Consider the following 16355-nt stretch of genomic DNA (forward strand, 5'->3'; position numbering starts at 1 on the left):
TTGGACCTTCCGGAGCGCGATTCCCGGTGGGACGCTGAGGGCATGGAGAAGGACTCTGGCCGTCTCATCGTCGATCTGGACGACGTCTCATCGGGCGACGTGGCGCTTGCGGGTGGAAAGGCAGCCAATCTTGGTGAGCTCAAGAGGGCCGGATTTCCCGTGCCTGGCGGCTTTGTGCTGACGACCGAGGCCTACAGGATTGCGGCAGTCGAAGCCGATGCGAGTGCCGATAGCCCCGGAAGCGCTGCCGCGAAGCTGCGCACCGCAGCCGTGCCCCGGGTCATTGCCGACGCCGTGCTCGACGCGTATCACGCGCTCGGTTCGGGTCCCGTCGCGATTCGATCGTCGGCGACGGCCGAAGACTTGCCGGGCGCGAGCTTCGCCGGGCAGCACGACACGTATCTCGGGGTCATCGGCGACGAGGCGGTTCTCGATGCCGTGCGCCGATGCTGGGCATCTCTCTGGAACGACCGCGCAGTGGCGTACCGGCGGGCGAACGCGATCGACGAGCGAGCTGTCGCCCTCGCGGTTGCCGTCCAGCAGATGGTGGACGCGGCCGCGGCGGGGGTGTTGTTCACCGCGGATCCCGTGACCGGAACCAGACGGCGCGCCGCCGTCGATGCGGCCGCCGGGCTCGGGGAAGCCCTCGTGTCGGGGGACATCGTCCCCGACCACTACCTCGTCGACACGGCCGCACACGCCGTCCTCCGCCGCGAACCTGCCGGGGGATCCTCTGCCGTCCTCTCCGACACGGAGCTTGTGGAGCTTGCCCTCCTTGGCGACCGCGTCGAGCGGCATTTCGGGTCCCCGCAGGACATCGAGTTCGCGCTCGACGCCGAGCGCAGGCTGTGGCTCGTGCAATCGCGGAATATCACGACGCTGTATCCGCTACCGGACGGGGCTCCAGATCCGGCCCGCGACCTCCGCGTGTATCTCTCCGCGAACGTGGTCCAGGGGTATTTCGATCCGATCACGCCCATGGGCATGCAGTTCTTTCGGCTGCTGGGGTCGGGGATGACGAAGGCGTTCGGCGGTGATGCCAAGGACCCGGCCGCAGGGCCGAGGATGATCGTCGACGCGGCGATGCGCTTCCACATCGACGTCACGACCGCGCTGCGCGATCCGGTGGGACATCGATTGCTCAACCTTGTGGCACGCGTCGCCGAATCGCGCAGCTCGGTCGTCCTCTCCCAGCTGTCGAGGGATCCGCGCTTCAGGGTCCGCGAGGGCTCGAGACTCGCCTCGATCCGGCGGGTCGCCGAGCCCCTCGTGCGCCTTGGTGTCCCGCCCGCGGTCCTGCACACCCTCGTCTCGCCCGATTCGGCGCGGCTCCGGCTCGCGCGCGATCTCGAAGCGATGGTGCATCCGCTCGCTCCCGCGGACGGTGATGCGAGCAGCTTCCTCGATGCCGTCGAGAGGCTCCTGATGGAAGCCCCGCCGCGGATCTTCCCACGCTTCGTGGGGACCGTCGCGCCAGCCATGCTTTCGCTCGGGCTCGCGGGCCGGGTTCTCCGCGGTCGGGCGAGCGTCGACGAGATCCGAACCGTGACGAGGGGCGCCCCGGAGAACCCAACGACAGAGATGGACCTCGCCCTCTGGTCGGTCGGGGCGGCGGCCCGCGAGGACGCCCCATCGAGGCAGGCTCTGCTCGAACGCGCGCCCGGCGAGCTCGCAGAGGCCTACCGCGCCGGCGCGCTTCCGCCCACGCTCCAGGCGCAGCTTGCCGACTTCCTTGCGCGCTACGGCTTCCGCTGCATCAGTGAAATAGACATTGGCACTCCGCGGTGGTCGGAGGATCCGACGCATCTCCTGGGCGCCGTCGCCAATTACGTGCGCCTCGGCGACGACCTGCCTGACCCTGAGGCTCAGTTCGCCAAGAGCGCGCGGGAGGCCGATGCGATGGTCGAGGACCTGCTCCACCGCGTCCGAGGACCGCGGCGAGCGGTCCTCCGCTTCGCGCTGCGTCGGGTGCGGGTCCTCATCGGCACCCGGGAGGCGCCGAAATTCCACCTCATCCGGCTCTTGGCGACTCCCGCCCGAGAGCTCCTGAAGCCCGTGGGGGAGCAGCTCGCAGCAAGCGGCCGCATCGCCGATCCCTCGGACGTCTTCTTCCTGAGCTTCCCCGAGGCCAGGCGTGCCATTGCAGGTGATGACCTCACAGGGATCGTCGCAGAGCGGCGGGCGACCTACGAGCGCGAACGCAAGCGCAGGCACATCCCGCGAGTGCTGCTCTCCGACGGAAGCGACGCGGAAGCCATGTTCGGCGTTCGCGCCGGCAAGGAATTGACGGGCACACCCGCGTCGCCTGGGGTGGTGACAGGGCTGGCCCGCGTGATCCTTTCGCCCGAGGGGGCTCGGCTCGAACCGGGGGAGATCCTTGTGGCACCCTCCACCAACCCGGGCTGGACGCCGCTCTTCCTCACCGCAGGAGGCCTGGTGATGGAGATGGGCGGCGCCATGTCCCACGGGGCCGTCGTCGCCCGCGAATACGGCATCCCGGCGACGGTTGGCGTCGCGGGCGCCACCGAACGGATCAGGACCGGCGCCGTGGTCACGGTCGACGGCTCGCAAGGCACCGTGTCCCTTGACGAAGGGACACCTCAGGCCGAGTAGGCCTCTGCAGATCAGCCGCGTCGGCTACGCCGCGATCTCGCGGAACGCGCCCGAGAGCTGGGGGTAGCGGAAGTCGAATCGCGCGGCCCTAAGCACGCCTGGCACGGCGCGCACGCTGTCGAGGGCGAGACGGGGATTGGTGCGCAGGACTCCGGCCGCGACGCGCAGGAGCGGTGCGGGCGCCGGGATCCCGAGCGGGACGCCGACGAACTCGCGGAGATGGGCCATGAGCTCGCGGTTCTGCACGGGATACGGCGAGGTCGCGTTGACGACGCCGTCCGGCAGGTCCAGCGTCCCCTCGCCCGGCGCCGTGGGCAAGCCGAGCGCCGCTCGCGCCGCGCGGTTCCAGTCGGCCTCGTGGATCCAGCTGAACCATTGCATGCCCGTGCCGAGCGGGCCACCGCCGCCCAGGCGCGCAACGGTCGCGAGCCGCTCAAGGATCGCCGCCTCGCGTGCGAGCACGACGCTCGTCCGCAGGACGACGCTCCGCTCGGCCGAGGCGCCGTCGAACGCCGCCTCCCACGCCCGCACGACGGCGGCGAGCCCGGGAACCGGAGGGACCGGCGTGGACTCGTCCGCCTCGGAATAAGAATCGCCGTAGATGCCCACGGCGCTCTGCTGGAGCCAACGCTCGACGGGCCGTTCCCACGTGCGGCTCGCCTCGACGAGGGTGCGGGTCGGCTCGACGCGGCTCGCCTCGAGTTTGGCGAGGTTCTCGGGGGTGCCCGGCATGTCGAGGCTCACCCCCGCGAGGTTCACGATGCGGAGCCGCGGCTCGGCGCCGAGCCGCTCGCTCCACGCGCCCGGCGTCCGGCCGTCCCACGCGAGCTGCTCGAACGGCGAGGGGCGCCTCGCACGGGTCAGGAGGACAACCCGCTGCCCGTCGCACACGAGTTCGGACCCGAGCGACGTGCCCAAGAACCCCGTGCCCCCGGCGATGGCCGTGAGCGGGGCGTGCTCGCCGCCGTCGTCCGATGCCGCGCCCGGTGCGCCTGCCGCGGGGGCCGCGAGCCGATACAGGCGCGCGCACTGGGCGGCGAATCCGCGCACGAGCGGTTCGCCGGCGGTGAGCCCGAACTGCTGGGCGAGCGGGCCGTCGAGCGTGACTTTCTGGGTGAAGTCGGTGCCCCCGGCCCGCTCCTCGAGCGTCCATTCGACGTCCTGCCCGCCGCCGGGCTGCGGCTGGCGGAAGGCGAGGCGGCGCCCCGGATCGACGGCCGTGACGCGGAAGGCCGGCGCCGTGCGCCGGTGCAGCGGGCCCATGAGGGGGTGGGCTGGGGAGTAGTGCCCCGTGGCGCCTTCCCGGAGGCTGCCGACGACGGCGGCCGAGCCGACGGCGGTGTTCCACTCGGGCCAGCGGTCAAGCCGCTCGAGGACCGTCCAGAGCCGCTCGGCGGGGAGCCGGAACCATTGCGTCGACGTGCGCTGCCAAGTCACCTGAGCCAGTCTAGGTGCGTCGGGAGCGCGCGAGGGATGCTACTCGCCGTCGCACGGCTCGCCGTCGGCGTCGAACGCGGCCGCGCAGCCGTCCTCGGCCTCGATCGCGGCGGTGATGCGCTCGCACGCCTCTCGCAGCGCCTCCTGCTGCTCCTCCGTGAGGGGATCGAACACGATGCTGCGGACGAAGCCGACGTGCCCCGGCGCCGCCTCGACGATCGCGGCCTTGCCCGCCGGGGTGAGGGTGATGTCCTGGCCGCGGCCGTCGTCGGCCGAGCACGCGCGGGAGATGAGCCCCTTGGCCTCCATGCGGCGGAGAAGGTGCGAGAGGCGGCTGCGGCCCCATCCGAGCAGGCGCGCGGCGGTGCCGGAGCGCATAACGCCCTCGGGGTCCTCGGAGAGGGTCGCGAGCACCGAATACTCGGGGCCCGAGAGGCTCGAGTCGCGAAGGAGCTGGCGGTCGACGGCGGGCGTGAGGCCCCACAGGAGGTGCCGGAGGGCCAGCCACACCTCGCGCTCGCGGGGGTCGAGCCAGCGTGGTTCCGCCGCAGAGGACGCGTCGGTGTGTGCGCCGACGCTGCGCTCGTATGTATGTGCCTCCATGGCCCCCGACTCTCACCGCAATGAAACTTGACGCATCAATCATATGGGTGTATCCCTGAATCACCCAAGTTTAGTTGATGTGTCAATCAGGAGGATCGCATGACCAAGATCGCCATTGTCACGGGCAGCACCCGGGACGGCCGCAAGAACCGCGAGGTCGCCGAATGGGTCCTCGGCCAGGCCCAGCGCCGAACGGACGCCGACTTCGAACTCATCGACATCGCAGACTACCGCCTCCCGCTCCTCGGCCAGCACGGCCCCGAGCAGTCCACGGCAGGGATCGCCAAGTTCTCGGCGCACATCGCCCAGTTCGACGGCTACGTCTTCGTCACCCCCGAGTACAACCACTCGGTCTCGCCCGCACTCGCCAACGCGCTGAGCTACCTCAAGCCCGAGCTCGCCAACAAGGCCGCAGGCATCGTCTCCTACGGCTCGGCGTTCGGCGTCCGCGCCGTCGAGCACCTCCGCGGCATCCTCTCCGAGCTGCAGATCGCGCACGTGCAGAAGACCGGCATGTTCTCCCTCTTCACCGACTTCCGCGACGGCCATTTCGCGCCGAGCGAGCTCCAGGCCGCGTCGATTCTGCCCGTCCTCGACCAGACCGTCGCATGGACGCGCGCGCTCGAGACCGTGCGCGCCGAGGCCGCCGTCGCCTGAGTAGGATTCGCAGGACCCCCAAAGCACGGTGCCCGGACTTTCCGGCCGTGTCGCAACTCTGCTAATCAGGAGAGAGTCCGACGTCTGACAGGCCGCCCGGGCGCGGCCGGAGGGGTATGCCATGAAGATCGCACTGACCGGCGGAAGCGGGAAGCTCGGCAGGGTCGCCGTCGACAGCCTGCGGGCGTCCGGCCACGAGGTATGGAACCTGGACCGCGCCGGCGAGCGCGACCCAGGCTTCATTCAGACCGACTTGACCGACTACGGGCAGGTGATCGACGCCCTCGGCGGCGTTGACGACCGCTACGACGGGATCGACGCCGTCGTGCACCTCGGGGCGATCCCGGCGCCGGGGCTCGCACCGGACTCCGCGACGTTCCGCAACAACATGCTCTCGACCTACAGCGTTTTCGAGGCGTCGCGGAAGCTCGGGATCAATCGGATCGTGTACGCGTCGAGCGAGACGGTGCTCGGCCTCCCCTTCGACAACGACCCGCCGTACATCCCGGTCGACGAGGTGTACGAGGCACGTCCCGAGAGCACCTACTCGCTCGTCAAACACCTCGAGGAGCAGATGGCGCGCCAGCTGTGCCGCTGGAATCCCGAGCTGAGCATCTCGGCGCTCCGGTTCTCGAACGTCATGGTTCCCGCGGACTACGCGCAGTTCCCCTCGTTCGACGCCGACGCCCGCGCCCGCAAGTGGAACCTGTGGGGCTACATCGATGCACGGGACGGCGCCCAGGCCATCGAGAAGGCGCTGCTCACGGCGAGGCCCGGGTTCGAGGCGTACATCATCGCGGCCGCGGACACGGTCATGAGCCGCTCGTCGGTCTCGCTCGCCGAGGAGGTGTTCCCCGACGTGCGCGTGATCAAGGAGCTCGGCGAGCACGAGACGATGCTCAGCATCGGCAAGGCCCGCCGGCTCCTCGGGTACGAGCCGCAATACAGCTGGCGCCACGAAGCCTAGGCGCTCAGCCGGGTTCGCGGGTCAGCAGCCCTCGTAGTCGCTCAGCACTTTGACCTTCGCGGCCGAGGAGGAGGCGGGATCGAAGGTGTAGCCAATCCACTCCTTCGCGAGCCGCCGCGCAAGTTCGAGCCCCACGACCCGTTGGCCCATCGTGAGCACCTGGCAGTTGTTGGAGAGCACCGAGCGCTCCACAGAGAACGAGTCGTGGGCCGTCGCCGCGCGGATGCCCTCGACCTTGTTCGCGGCGATCGCGACGCCGAGGCCCGTTCCGCAGAACAGGATGGCCCGGTCCGCCTGCCCGTCCCGGATGAGCTGCCCCGCGGCCAGGCCCACGTAGGGGTACGGCTTCGCGAAGTCGTCGTCGCCCCGGTGCACGCCGATGTCGATGACCTCGGCGACGCGCGGATCGGCCTCGAGATCCCTGACGACCGCGTCCTTGTAGTCCACGCCGGCCTCGTCCGAGCCGAGCACAATCCTCAATCCGCTCATGGTTGGTTCGCCTTTCAGTTCAGGAGGCGGCCGTCGCGGCCGTGAGGGGATCGAGTTCCGGCCCGAACGCTGCGAACACCGCGGCGAGCGAGATGGCACCGGGGTCCGGCGTGCCGACGCTCTTCTCCGCGAGCGGGCGCGCGCGCCCCTTGCGGGGGCGGAGCCCGGCCGTGGCCCGCGCTGCGTCGTCCGCGGCTGCTGCGGCGCGCTCCCACGCCTCGCGCACGGGCAGGCCGCGTTCGACGGCGGAGCTCAGCTCTGCGGCGAACGGCGCGAGGGCGTCGACGAGGGTCTTGTCGCCGGGCTGCGCCCCTCCGAGCTCGACGATGCGCTGCGCAAACGCCGCGACGCCGGCCGCGAGTGCGCCGTCGTCGGGCCGTGCCTCGTCGCCGAGCTTCTCGCCCCACGCGCGAAGACCCGCGCCCCACAGGACGCCGGACGTGCCGCCGGCTCTGTCTGCCCACGCGTCGCCCGCCGCGGCGAGGACAGACCCCGCGCCGCGCCCGGCCGATGCCGCACTGGTGGCCGCGGCGACCGCGGCGTCGACGCCGCGCACCATACCGCGGCCGTGATCGCCGTCGCCCGCTATCGCGTCGAGCACGCCGAGCTCGGGCTCGAGCTCGTGCAGCGTGTGCTGCGCCGCGGCCAGCGCCGCGAGGCACTGTGCCGCGTACTCCTGGGACGCGGCGCTCGCGGCACTCGCCGCAGCCGTCGCCCGCGAGCTCGCCGCGCGCGGTGCTGGCGCCGTGCTTGGCGCCGAACGCTCACTCAGTACGATCGCCCCGCGCCGGTACGCCGGGGTCTCCGCGGGCGCGAGCCACAGCTCTTCGAGCTCGCCGTCGAGCCACATGAGCGTGAGCGAGACCCCGGCCATGTCGAGGCTCGTCACGAGCTCGCCGACTTCGGGGGCGACGATCTCGAGGCCCGGCTCGCGCAGAAGGGGCGCGACCGTGCGCCACAGGACGAACAGCTCCTCGGCCTTCGTGCTGCCGAGGCCGTTGAGGATCACCGCGACCCGGTTCCCCGCGCCGTGGGGACGCTCGTTGAGCAGCCTCGCGACAAGGTCCCGGCCCAGATCCTCGGCGCGGGGGAGCGGGAGGTCGTCGAGGCCGGGTTCGCCGTGGATGCCGAGCCCGAGCCCCATGGTCCCCTCGGGGAGGGAGAAGAGCGGGCCCTCGGCCCCGGGGAAGGTGCAGCCGGCGAAGGCCGTGCCCATCGTCCGGGTGGCGTCGTTCGCCTTGCGGCCCACGCGGACCACCTCGTCGAGGTCGGCACCCGCCTCGGCGGCGGCGCCCATGACCTTGAACACCGCGAAATCGCCCGCGATGCCGCGGCGGCGCCCGCTCTCCTCGGCCGGTGCGCTCGCGACGTCGTCCGTCACGATGACGTTCTCGGCGCGGATCCCTTCGGCGCGCAGGCGCTCCGTGGCGACGCCGAAGTTCATGACGTCGCCCGCGTAGTTGCCGTAGGCGAAGACGACGCCGGCACCGGACTCCGCGGCGCGCGCCACGGAGACGGCCTGCTGCGCGGACGGCGACGTGAAGATGTTGCCCACGACGGCGCCGTCGGCGAAGCCCGCGCCGATGAGCCCGGCAAAGGCGGGGTAGTGGCCCGAACCGCCGCCCAGCAGGACGGCGACCTTGGGCCGCGACGGGCTGGTCCGGCGGATGGCCCCGCCCTCGACGCGCCCGACGAGGTCGGAGTACGCGTCGCAGAAGCCCTCGAGGGCCTCGTCGGCGAAATCGGCGGGATCGTTGGCGATGTGCGTCATGGGGTCTCCTTCGACTGTGTCTGCGTGCACTCGCGCCTCGCGGCGTCAGTGCATGTGGCTGCCGCCGTTGATGTCCACGGTCGTGCCGGTGAGGTAGGAGGCGTCCTCGGAGGAGAGCCATGTGATGACCGCGGCGATCTCCTCGGTCGTCGCGGTGCGGCCCACGGGGATGTCACGCGCGATCGCGGCCTCCTGCTCGTCGGTGCTGCCCACGCGGATGTTCGTGTCCACGGCGCCCGGGGTGATCGCGTTGACCGTCACGCCGGTGGGAGCGATCTCGCGGGCGAGCGCCTTCGTGAAGCCGAGGATGGCCGCCTTCGCAGAGGAATACGGGACGCGCCCGAAGACGCCGCCGCCGCGCTGCGCGGAGACCGAGGACATGTTGACGATCCGGCCCCACCCGGCGTCGATCATGGCGGGGAGGAATGCCTTCGTCACGAGGTACGTGCCCGTCGCGTTGACGGCCATGACCTTGTTCCACAGGGCGAGGTCGGTCTCGAGGAACGGGACGGGCGAGGTGATGCCAGCGATGTTCGCGAGCGCGCCGACCCGGGGCAGGCGTCCGGCCGCGACCTCGGCCGCGACGGCAGCCTGGGCGGCGGCGACCGAAGCCTCGTCTGCGACGTCGATCTCGTGGCCGAAGGCCGCGACGTTGAACTCGTTCGCGATCTCCTGGGCTACCTTGGCGGACTTCTCGCCGTCGAGGTCGAGGATGACGACGCCCCAGCCCTCGCGGGCGAAGCGGCGGGCGGTCGCGACACCGATGCCGCGGTCGGAGGTGGCGCCGGTGAGGATGGCGGTGCGCTGTGTGGTCATGGTGATGCTTCCTTGCTTCTGGTGGTGGGGGTCAGATGAGGGCGGTGATGAAGTCTGCTGCCTTCGCGGCCGCCGCGGGGCGTTCGCTGTGCTCGAGGTCCCGCGTTTCGAGCTCAAGGGTGAAGTGACCCTCGTAGCCCATGTCCCGGAGGGCCGTCATCGCACCCGCGAAGTCCACGTCGCCTGCGCCGATGCTCCGATGGATGTCGCCGTGCACGGCGTCGCGCAGGTGCACGTGGGCGATGCGGGGACCGAGGGCCCGGGCTGCCGCCTCGAAATTGCCGCCCGAGGCCACGGCGTGGCTCGCGTCAAGGACATGCCGTACGGCCGTTCCGTCGAGCCGGTCGGAGAGCGCGAGCGCCCGCTCGAGGTTCCAGCTCAGGCGCAGGACGTGAAGCGATTCGGTCCACAGCCCGAGTCCCCGTTCGGCGGCCACCTCGGCGGCGCGGGCAAGTTCCTCGGCAACGAGGTCGAGGTCGGCGTCGAGGCTAGCGGCTGGCTCGTGGCTGAGGGCGCCGCACGGGAGGACGAGCGCCTCGGCCTGGACGGCCTCCGCGAGGTCGAGGAGCCGGGCCAGGTGCTCGCGGCGTTCGCGGCGGGCCTTTGAGCCGAGGGGCTCGTTGAGGTCGCCGATATCGCCATTGACGGAGCGAACGCGGAGCCCGCTACGGGTCACGTGGCTGGCCACTGTGGCGACGGCATCGCCGTCGAGCGTGTACGGAACGTGGTCGCACACGCCGGGGAGCGCGCCGAGGTCGATCTCTTCGAACCCGATGTCTGCCATGGTGGCGAGCGCCGAGGGCAGGTCGAGGTGGCGGAAACTGATTGAGGAGCATCCGAGCCGGGAGTGGTACATCGTCGTGGCCTTCCGGGTACCTGGGGGAGGTGATCTGCCTTACACGATATGGCTGTTGAATGTTAACAGTCAACCTGAAAGGTCGACGGTTGACATTGAATGTGGCGCGGCGCACACTGGCATATCATGTTGACTGTCGACATCGGCTGTCCGAGGAATTCTCCGGAAGCCGGTCGATCTTGGAAGGAACAGGAATGAGCAACGAGGCTCTGGTCCTACGCGGCCCGGTCCACGGAACCCCGGACGCCCGCCGCGTGGCCATCGGCTCCAGCGTGGGTGCCGTCATTGAAACCTACGACTTCATCGGCTTCGGCACAGCCGCGGCCCTCTACTTCGGCAAAGCCTTCTTCCCGGGGGCGGATCCCGTGACCGCAACGCTTGCGTCCTTCGCGACGCTTGGCGTCGGCTTTGCGGCCCGCCCGCTCGGCGGCTTCATCGGCGGGCACCTCGGCGATCGCCTCGGCCGCAAGCCCGTGCTCGTCGCGTCGCTCGTCGTCATGGGCCTCGCGACATTCGCGATCGGCATCCTCCCAACCTATGCGATGGTCGGCCTGCTCGCGCCAGCTCTGCTCGTGACGGTCCGCATCATCCAGGGGATCGCCTTCGGAGCGGAATGGGGCGGCGCGATCCTCATGGCCTATGAGCACGCGCCGTGGAAGAACAAGGGCAGGTTCACGGGAATGGTCCAGTCGGGCTTCCCCGTGGGGCTGCTGCTCGCCAATCTCGTCTTCCTCGTGAGCGTCCATCTGGGCGACATGTGGGCTTGGCGCGTCCCGTTCCTCGCAAGCATCCTGCTTGTCGGCGTCGGCCTCGTCATCCGGTCCAAGGTGCCTGAGTCTCCCGTGTTTGAGGGCGTCAAGGAAGCCGGGCAGCTGACCAAGGCGCCCATCGTCGAGGTAGTCAAGCATGACTGGCGCAACATCCTCCGCGGCATCGGCCTGCGCATCGCGGAGACCGCGGGCTACGCCGTCTCGGTGACCTACATGATCTCCTACCTCAACAGCAAGCACCTTGCGAACACCACCGAGACGCTCACGGCCCTCTGCATCGCGTCGGCCATCGGCATCTTTGCCACTACGGCGTGGGGGCAGCTCACGGACAAGATCGGCCGGCGTCCCGTCTACCTCTGGTCCTGCGCCTTCGCCGTCCTGTTCGGCGTTCCGATGTTCCTCCTCGTGAACACGGGGCTGTTCTTCTTCGTCATCGCCACGATCGTCATCGCGTACGCCGTGTGCCAGAACTCTCTCGCCGGCGTCCAAGGTGCCTGGTTCCCCGAGCTGTTCCGCGCGAATACCCGCTCGTCCGGGGCATCCCTTGCCTACCAGATCTCGGCCATGGTCTCCGGCTTCACGCCGTTCATCACGACGATCCTGTACGTCGCCCTCGGATGGGTCGGTTCGGCACTCCTCTTCAGCGTGTACGGTGCGATCGGGCTGTGGGCCGCGATCGTGACCCGCGAGACGTGGGGACCGCGCGAGCGCGAAGCCGCCGAGGAGGCCTCCGCGGCCACGCCGCACGAGGTGCGCGCATGACGCCGCAACAGCAGACCCGACAAGCAGCGGTCGAGGCCGCCGCCTACCGCATCCGCCAGCACGCACTCGCTATGGGGGAGGTCCAGGGCCAGGGCTACGTGGGCCAGGCCCTTGGCGCCGCGGACATTCTCGCCGCCGTCTACGCGGACCAGCTCGCCTTCCGCGCCGAGGATCCTGCGTGGGACGGCCGCGACCGCTTCCTCCTCTCGACGGGCCACTACGCGATCGGGCTCTACGCCGCGCTTGCGGAGGCCGGCATCGTCCCGGTCGAGGAGCTCGAGACGTACGGATCCGACGATTCGCGCCTCCCCATGTCCGGCATGTCGACCTACACGCCGGGCATGGAGATCTCGGGCGGTTCCCTCGGGCACGGGCTGACGATCGCCGTCGGCCTCGCCCTAGGGCTCCGCGCGCGCGGCAATCCCGCCCGCATCGTGAACTTCCTCTCCGACGGCGAGCTCGACGAGGGCTCGACGTGGGAGGCCGCGATGGGCGCGGCCCACCATCGCCTCGGGCGGATCATCGCCGTCGTCGACATCAACGCGCTCCAGGCGGACGGCCCGACGGCGGGCGTGCTCCGCACGGAGCCGGTCGCCGAGAAGTGGGCCGCGTGCGGCTGGCACGTCCAGCGGGTCGACGGGAACGACGTCGGAGCGCTCTTGGGCGCGTTCGACGCGATTGCCGCGCGGATCGAAGGCCCCGAAGCGGTCGACGACGGCGGCCACGGCGCCCCGTCCGTGATCCTGTGCGACACGAAGGTCGGACGCGGAGTCCCGCTGCTCGAGGAGCGCGAGAAGGCCCACTTCATGCGGATCGAAGAGCACGAGTGGGCCGTGTGCCAAGAGCAGCTCACGGCAGGATATGCCGAACAGACTCGAGAGAAGGTGGCACTGTGACGACGGCGGCTCAGACGCCCAAGCTCAAGACCTCCGCGATGATCGCCTCGTTCGCCGACCCAGGACAACGGACCACTCCGGCCCCGTTCGGGCGCGCGCTCGCGGACCTTGCCGAACAGGACGAGCGGATCGTCGGGCTCACGGCAGACCTCGGCAAGTACACCGATCTGCACCTCTTCGCGGAGCGCCACCCCGAGCGGTACTTCCAGATGGGCATGGCCGAGCAGCTCCTGTTCGGCGCCGCCGCGGGAATGGCGCAGGCGGGGCTCGTCCCGTTCGCGACGACCTACTCCGTGTTCGCGGCCCGCCGTGCGTATGACTTCATCTGCCTCGACATCGCCGAGCCGGAGCTCAACGTCAACATCGTCGGCGGACTTCCCGGACTCACCACCGGGTATGGCCCGAGCCACCAGGCGACGGAGGACGTCGCGATCTTCCGAGGGATGCCGAACCTCACGATCGTCGACCCGTGCGACGCCGTCGACATCGCCCAGGCAGTGCCGCAGCTCGCCGCCTCGCCGGGCCCGACCTACCTGCGCCTCCTGCGCGGCAAGGTGCCCTCGGTCCTCGACGAATACGACTACTCGTTCGAACTCGGCAAGGCGAAGGTCCTCCGGGGCGGGCGCGACGTCGTCCTCGTCTCCTCGGGCCTCATGACGATGCGGGCGCTCCAGGCCGCGGAGGCCCTCGCGGCCCACCACGTGGACGCGGCCGTCGTCCACACGCCCACGCTCAAGCCGTTCGACGAGGAGACGGTGCTGCGCGAGCTCGCGGGCGACCGGCTCGCTGTCACGCTCGAGAACCACACGGTGGTCGGGGGGCTCTTCGAGACCGTCGCGTCGGCGCTCATCCGCAGGGGAGAGGCCCGCCGCGTCGTGCCGATCGGGCTTCCCGACCGGTTCCTCGACGCCGGCGCGCTGCCGACGCTCCACGACCGCTACGGGCTTTCGCGAGACCGCATCGTCGAGCGGGTCCTCGCCGAGCTGGGCTGATGCACCCGCGCGACGCCGCGCCGGTCGTCGTCGGCTGAGTCCGGCGGCGACCGGCGCGCCTATGATGACAGTTGACATCACCGCCGCAGCCGCAGCGCGCGGCGGCCGAGACATGGGAGGGCGCATGACCGCGACCGCTGCCCTGCTGGGGCTTGAGAAGACGAGCCTGCGGGAGCAGGCACTCGTTGCGCTCCGCCGCGCCATCACGTCCGGCGACCTCGAGCCGGGCCGTCACCTCGTGGAGACCGAGCTCTCCGAGATGCTCCAGATCAGCCGCGGTACCCTCCGCGAAGCGCTCCGACAGCTCCAGCAGGAGGGGCTCGTCTCGGCGGGGCCGCGCGGGCGCCTGAGCGTCCGGCACCTCGACGCGAAGGAAATCCGGGACATCTTCGCTGTCCGCGGCGCCCTCGAATCGCTTGCGGCCCGCACGCTCATCGAGCAGCCGCGGCGCGCGCGCTCGGTCGGGGAGCTCCGCGCGGCGATCGAGGTCATGGAGGACTCGGCTGGGGCGAGCTTTGCCGACCGGATCGAGGCCGACCTCGAGTTCCACCGCCTCCTGTGCCGTCTCGGCGGAAACGAGACGCTCCTGCATTCGTGGGAGTCGCTCGAGGGGTCGATCCGCATGTCCATCATGTTCTCCGGCGCCGAGAGGGCCACGCGGAACATGGGCATCGGCCGCCACCGCGAGATCGTCGACGCGATCGAATCGGGGGACGCCGCCGTCGCCCGCCAGACGATCCTCGGCCACATGGACGAGGCGGCGGAGACCCTCGTCGGCTGACCCGGCGGTCAGCGGTCCAGCACGTCCTCCATGAGTGCGGCCAGCCGGAGGTGGCCCGCAGCGTTCGGATGCTCGCCGTCAGGGCCGATGAGCTCGTCGGCGCGCTCGGCGATCCAGCCCTCCGCAATCGGGTCGATGAACGTCGCCTTGGTGCGGAACGCCGCGGAGCGCAGGGCGTCTCGGATATCGAGCAGCTCGGCGTCGGGATTCGCCGAGTAGGACGGCGGGCCGACGACGATGATCCGGGCTTCCGGCGCGCGCTCGCGGGCCGCCTCGACGGCGCTCTCGGCAGCCTCCCGGATCTGGTCCGCGGTGCTCCCGATGTCGTTGTCCGACCCGAAGAACAGGACGACCCGCGCCTCGGGCGTCACGTACTGCGTGACTTCCGTCATGAAGGTCCCCGCCTCGTCGCCCGGGGTGACGTAGCCGCTCCCGTTCTGGGCGGCGTTCACGACGTCGAATTGGTCGAGGCGCGTCTCTTCGTCGCGCTCGACAAGGACGGGCCATGAGTCCGCGGCCGAGCTTCCCAGCCCCGTGCTGAGGGAGTCGCCGATCACGACGAGCCGTTCGCGCGCCGGGATGAGGCCCGAGCCTGCAACCGAGAGCCCGACGACGAGCGCGGCAGCGCCTCCCGCGAGCAGGACTGCCCTCAGCGGACGGCGCCGGAAGGGCGGCGTGCGTTCGCTATTCTCCACGGAGCCCCCGGGATATCAATTCGGGCCGGCCTCGGTGCAGCCGGACTTGCTTGCTGCGTTCCAGTATCCCGCAGCGGCGGAACCCCCGAGCGGTTTCCTGCCCCGGCGCCGCCGCCGGGCGGCTGCGCGCCTCGCGGCAGGGTGGGACAACGAAAGGGCCGGCCACAACGTGGCCGGCCCTTTCGGAATGATGCTAAAGCTCGTCAGAGGGGACGAACCTTCGCGGCCTGGAGGCCCTTCGGACCCTGCTGGGTCTCGAACTCGACCTTCTGGCCCTCCTGGAGCTCGCGGAAGCCCTTCGCCTCGATCGCCGTGAAGTGAACGAAGACGTCATCGGTGTTGTCGTCGGGAGCGATGAAGCCGAAGCCCTTTTCGCCGTTGAACCACTTGACGGTTCCTGTTGCCATGCTGTGTGTCCTCCTGGACGTTGCCGACCCCGACCTTCGGGGTGCGTGCGCAGTCGTGTCCGTACCCGCCCATCAGAGTCAACACACAGCCTCCGGCGGAGGCCAGCATCGCCAAGATACTGCGAAACACTTCAACTACGTCTCCAGCTTACCGGTTAGAGCCGCTTTGGCGGTCAACGTCTTCGTTTCCTCCGAGTCCGGTGCAGTCAATCGGCTCCGCGCCGTGGGCCCGCAGATAGGGGCCAGCGCCGACGTCGCCCGCGAGGACGGAGCGCAGCGGCGCCCAATGTGCCCTGCCGATGAGCACGGGATGGCCCGGGGCGCCGTCGTACACGGCCCGGCGCAGCGACTCGGGTCCGACGGCGCCGAGTGCGACCCGGGCGAGCGCCTCGCCGTTGAGCTTGGGGAGGTCCACGAGCGTGACGAGCGCGGCGAGCGGCGCGCCCTGCCCGCCGAGGACGTCGAGGGCCGCCCGGAGCGAGGCCCCGATGCCTTCGGCCCAATCCGCGGCGATCACGGGCATGACGCGCGGATCATCAGGGAGAAGCGCGCGGGCCTCCGTGGCCGAGGCGCCGAGGACGACGACGACCGGTTCGCAGCCGGCCGCGAGAAGGAGGTCGACGCCGCGCCGCAGCCAACTGCCGGTCTCGGGACTCGCAGCGAGGGCTTTCGGGCCCCCGAAGCGCACGCCTGCGCCGGCGGCCAGCAGTATTCCCGCGACGGGCGCACTCAGGTCGGCACGCACGAGTTTCAGCCTACGCCACGCGCTGCGCCCCGGGCTGCGAGTGAAGAGGAGTCACGGAGCCATACCTTGCCGACCGTCGGGCTCCTAGAATCGCGGGG

Annotated in this window: 16 protein-coding genes; 7 read left to right on the plus strand and 9 right to left on the minus strand. The window is 70.5% G+C overall.

All coding sequences use genetic code 11. From position 1 onward, the window contains the following. Positions 1–42: 42 nt before the first annotated feature. Positions 43–2613 (plus strand): PEP/pyruvate-binding domain-containing protein, encoded by a 2571-nt coding sequence (locus SPF06_RS20845; RefSeq protein WP_323281085.1) that lies wholly within the window; start codon positions 43–45, stop codon positions 2611–2613. A gap of 24 nt (positions 2614–2637) precedes the next feature. Here the strand turns inward: SPF06_RS20845 and SPF06_RS20850 are convergent, their stop codons facing one another. Beyond that, positions 2638–4050 carry a DUF1731 domain-containing protein gene (locus SPF06_RS20850; protein WP_323281086.1) on the minus strand — a complete coding sequence of 471 codons (1413 nt, stop codon included), beginning with the start codon at positions 4048–4050 and terminating at the stop codon, positions 2638–2640. Positions 4051–4089: 39 nt separating this feature from the next. Then, a complete protein-coding gene (locus tag SPF06_RS20855) occupies positions 4090–4653 on the minus strand; it encodes a MarR family winged helix-turn-helix transcriptional regulator (protein WP_323281087.1) in 564 nt (187 codons plus the stop codon). Positions 4654–4752: 99 nt separating this feature from the next. On the opposite strand from SPF06_RS20855, the gene SPF06_RS20860 reads away from it, so the two are divergent. Then, positions 4753–5310 carry an NADPH-dependent FMN reductase gene (locus SPF06_RS20860; protein ID WP_323281088.1) on the plus strand — a complete coding sequence of 186 codons (558 nt, stop codon included), beginning with the start codon at positions 4753–4755 and terminating at the stop codon, positions 5308–5310. Between the two features lie 121 nt (positions 5311–5431). Beyond that, positions 5432–6277, plus strand: coding sequence for an NAD-dependent epimerase/dehydratase family protein (locus SPF06_RS20865; RefSeq protein ID WP_323281089.1), 846 nt, complete (start codon positions 5432–5434; stop codon positions 6275–6277). 21 nt (positions 6278–6298) lie between these two features. On the opposite strand, the gene SPF06_RS20870 is transcribed toward SPF06_RS20865, so the two are convergent. Genes SPF06_RS20870 through SPF06_RS20885 form a run of 4 tightly spaced genes read right to left on the minus strand, consistent with a single transcriptional unit; the run spans position 6299 to position 10209 of the window. Further along, a complete protein-coding gene (locus SPF06_RS20870; RefSeq protein WP_323281090.1) occupies positions 6299–6766 on the minus strand; it encodes a ribose-5-phosphate isomerase in 468 nt (155 codons plus the stop codon). A gap of 19 nt (positions 6767–6785) precedes the next feature. Then, positions 6786–8537 (minus strand): dihydroxyacetone kinase family protein, encoded by a 1752-nt coding sequence (locus SPF06_RS20875; RefSeq protein WP_323281091.1) that lies wholly within the window; start codon positions 8535–8537, stop codon positions 6786–6788. Between the two features lie 45 nt (positions 8538–8582). Continuing rightward, positions 8583–9353, minus strand: coding sequence for an SDR family NAD(P)-dependent oxidoreductase (locus SPF06_RS20880; protein ID WP_323281092.1), 771 nt, complete (start codon positions 9351–9353; stop codon positions 8583–8585). A gap of 31 nt (positions 9354–9384) precedes the next feature. Further along, the gene (locus SPF06_RS20885) at positions 9385–10209 is read right to left on the minus strand and encodes a sugar phosphate isomerase/epimerase family protein (protein ID WP_323281093.1); all 825 of its coding nucleotides are present in this window, start codon (positions 10207–10209) and stop codon (positions 9385–9387) included. Positions 10210–10403: 194 nt separating this feature from the next. On the opposite strand from SPF06_RS20885, the gene SPF06_RS20890 reads away from it, so the two are divergent. The 4 genes from SPF06_RS20890 to SPF06_RS20905 all read left to right on the plus strand — a co-directional run bounded on the left by SPF06_RS20890 (position 10404) and on the right by SPF06_RS20905 (position 14410). After that, the gene (locus SPF06_RS20890; RefSeq protein WP_323281094.1) at positions 10404–11741 is read left to right on the plus strand and encodes an MFS transporter; all 1338 of its coding nucleotides are present in this window, start codon (positions 10404–10406) and stop codon (positions 11739–11741) included. Continuing rightward, positions 11738–12637 carry a transketolase gene (locus SPF06_RS20895; protein ID WP_323281095.1) on the plus strand — a complete coding sequence of 300 codons (900 nt, stop codon included), beginning with the start codon at positions 11738–11740 and terminating at the stop codon, positions 12635–12637. The genes SPF06_RS20890 and SPF06_RS20895 overlap by 4 nt, the downstream gene beginning before the upstream one ends. A gap of 38 nt (positions 12638–12675) precedes the next feature. Further along, a complete protein-coding gene (locus tag SPF06_RS20900; RefSeq protein WP_323281112.1) occupies positions 12676–13629 on the plus strand; it encodes a transketolase family protein in 954 nt (317 codons plus the stop codon). A 124-nt stretch (positions 13630–13753) separates the two neighbouring features. After that, the gene (locus SPF06_RS20905; protein WP_323281096.1) at positions 13754–14410 is read left to right on the plus strand and encodes a GntR family transcriptional regulator; all 657 of its coding nucleotides are present in this window, start codon (positions 13754–13756) and stop codon (positions 14408–14410) included. 8 nt (positions 14411–14418) lie between these two features. On the opposite strand, the gene SPF06_RS20910 is transcribed toward SPF06_RS20905, so the two are convergent. The 3 genes from SPF06_RS20910 to SPF06_RS20920 form a co-directional block, all read right to left on the minus strand. Next, complete coding sequence (locus tag SPF06_RS20910) at positions 14419–15105, minus strand: SGNH/GDSL hydrolase family protein (RefSeq protein ID WP_323281097.1); 687 nt, start codon at positions 15103–15105, stop codon at positions 14419–14421. Between the two features lie 203 nt (positions 15106–15308). Then, positions 15309–15512 carry a cold-shock protein gene (locus SPF06_RS20915; RefSeq protein ID WP_136612394.1) on the minus strand — a complete coding sequence of 68 codons (204 nt, stop codon included), beginning with the start codon at positions 15510–15512 and terminating at the stop codon, positions 15309–15311. Between the two features lie 148 nt (positions 15513–15660). Next, entirely contained in the window at positions 15661–16257 is a 597-nt protein-coding gene (locus SPF06_RS20920; protein ID WP_323281098.1) for a nucleotidyltransferase family protein, read from the minus strand. Positions 16258–16355 lie beyond the last annotated feature (98 nt).

This window comes from Sinomonas terricola, from assembly GCF_034931225.1.
Lineage (GTDB): Bacteria > Actinomycetota > Actinomycetes > Actinomycetales > Micrococcaceae > Sinomonas > Sinomonas terricola.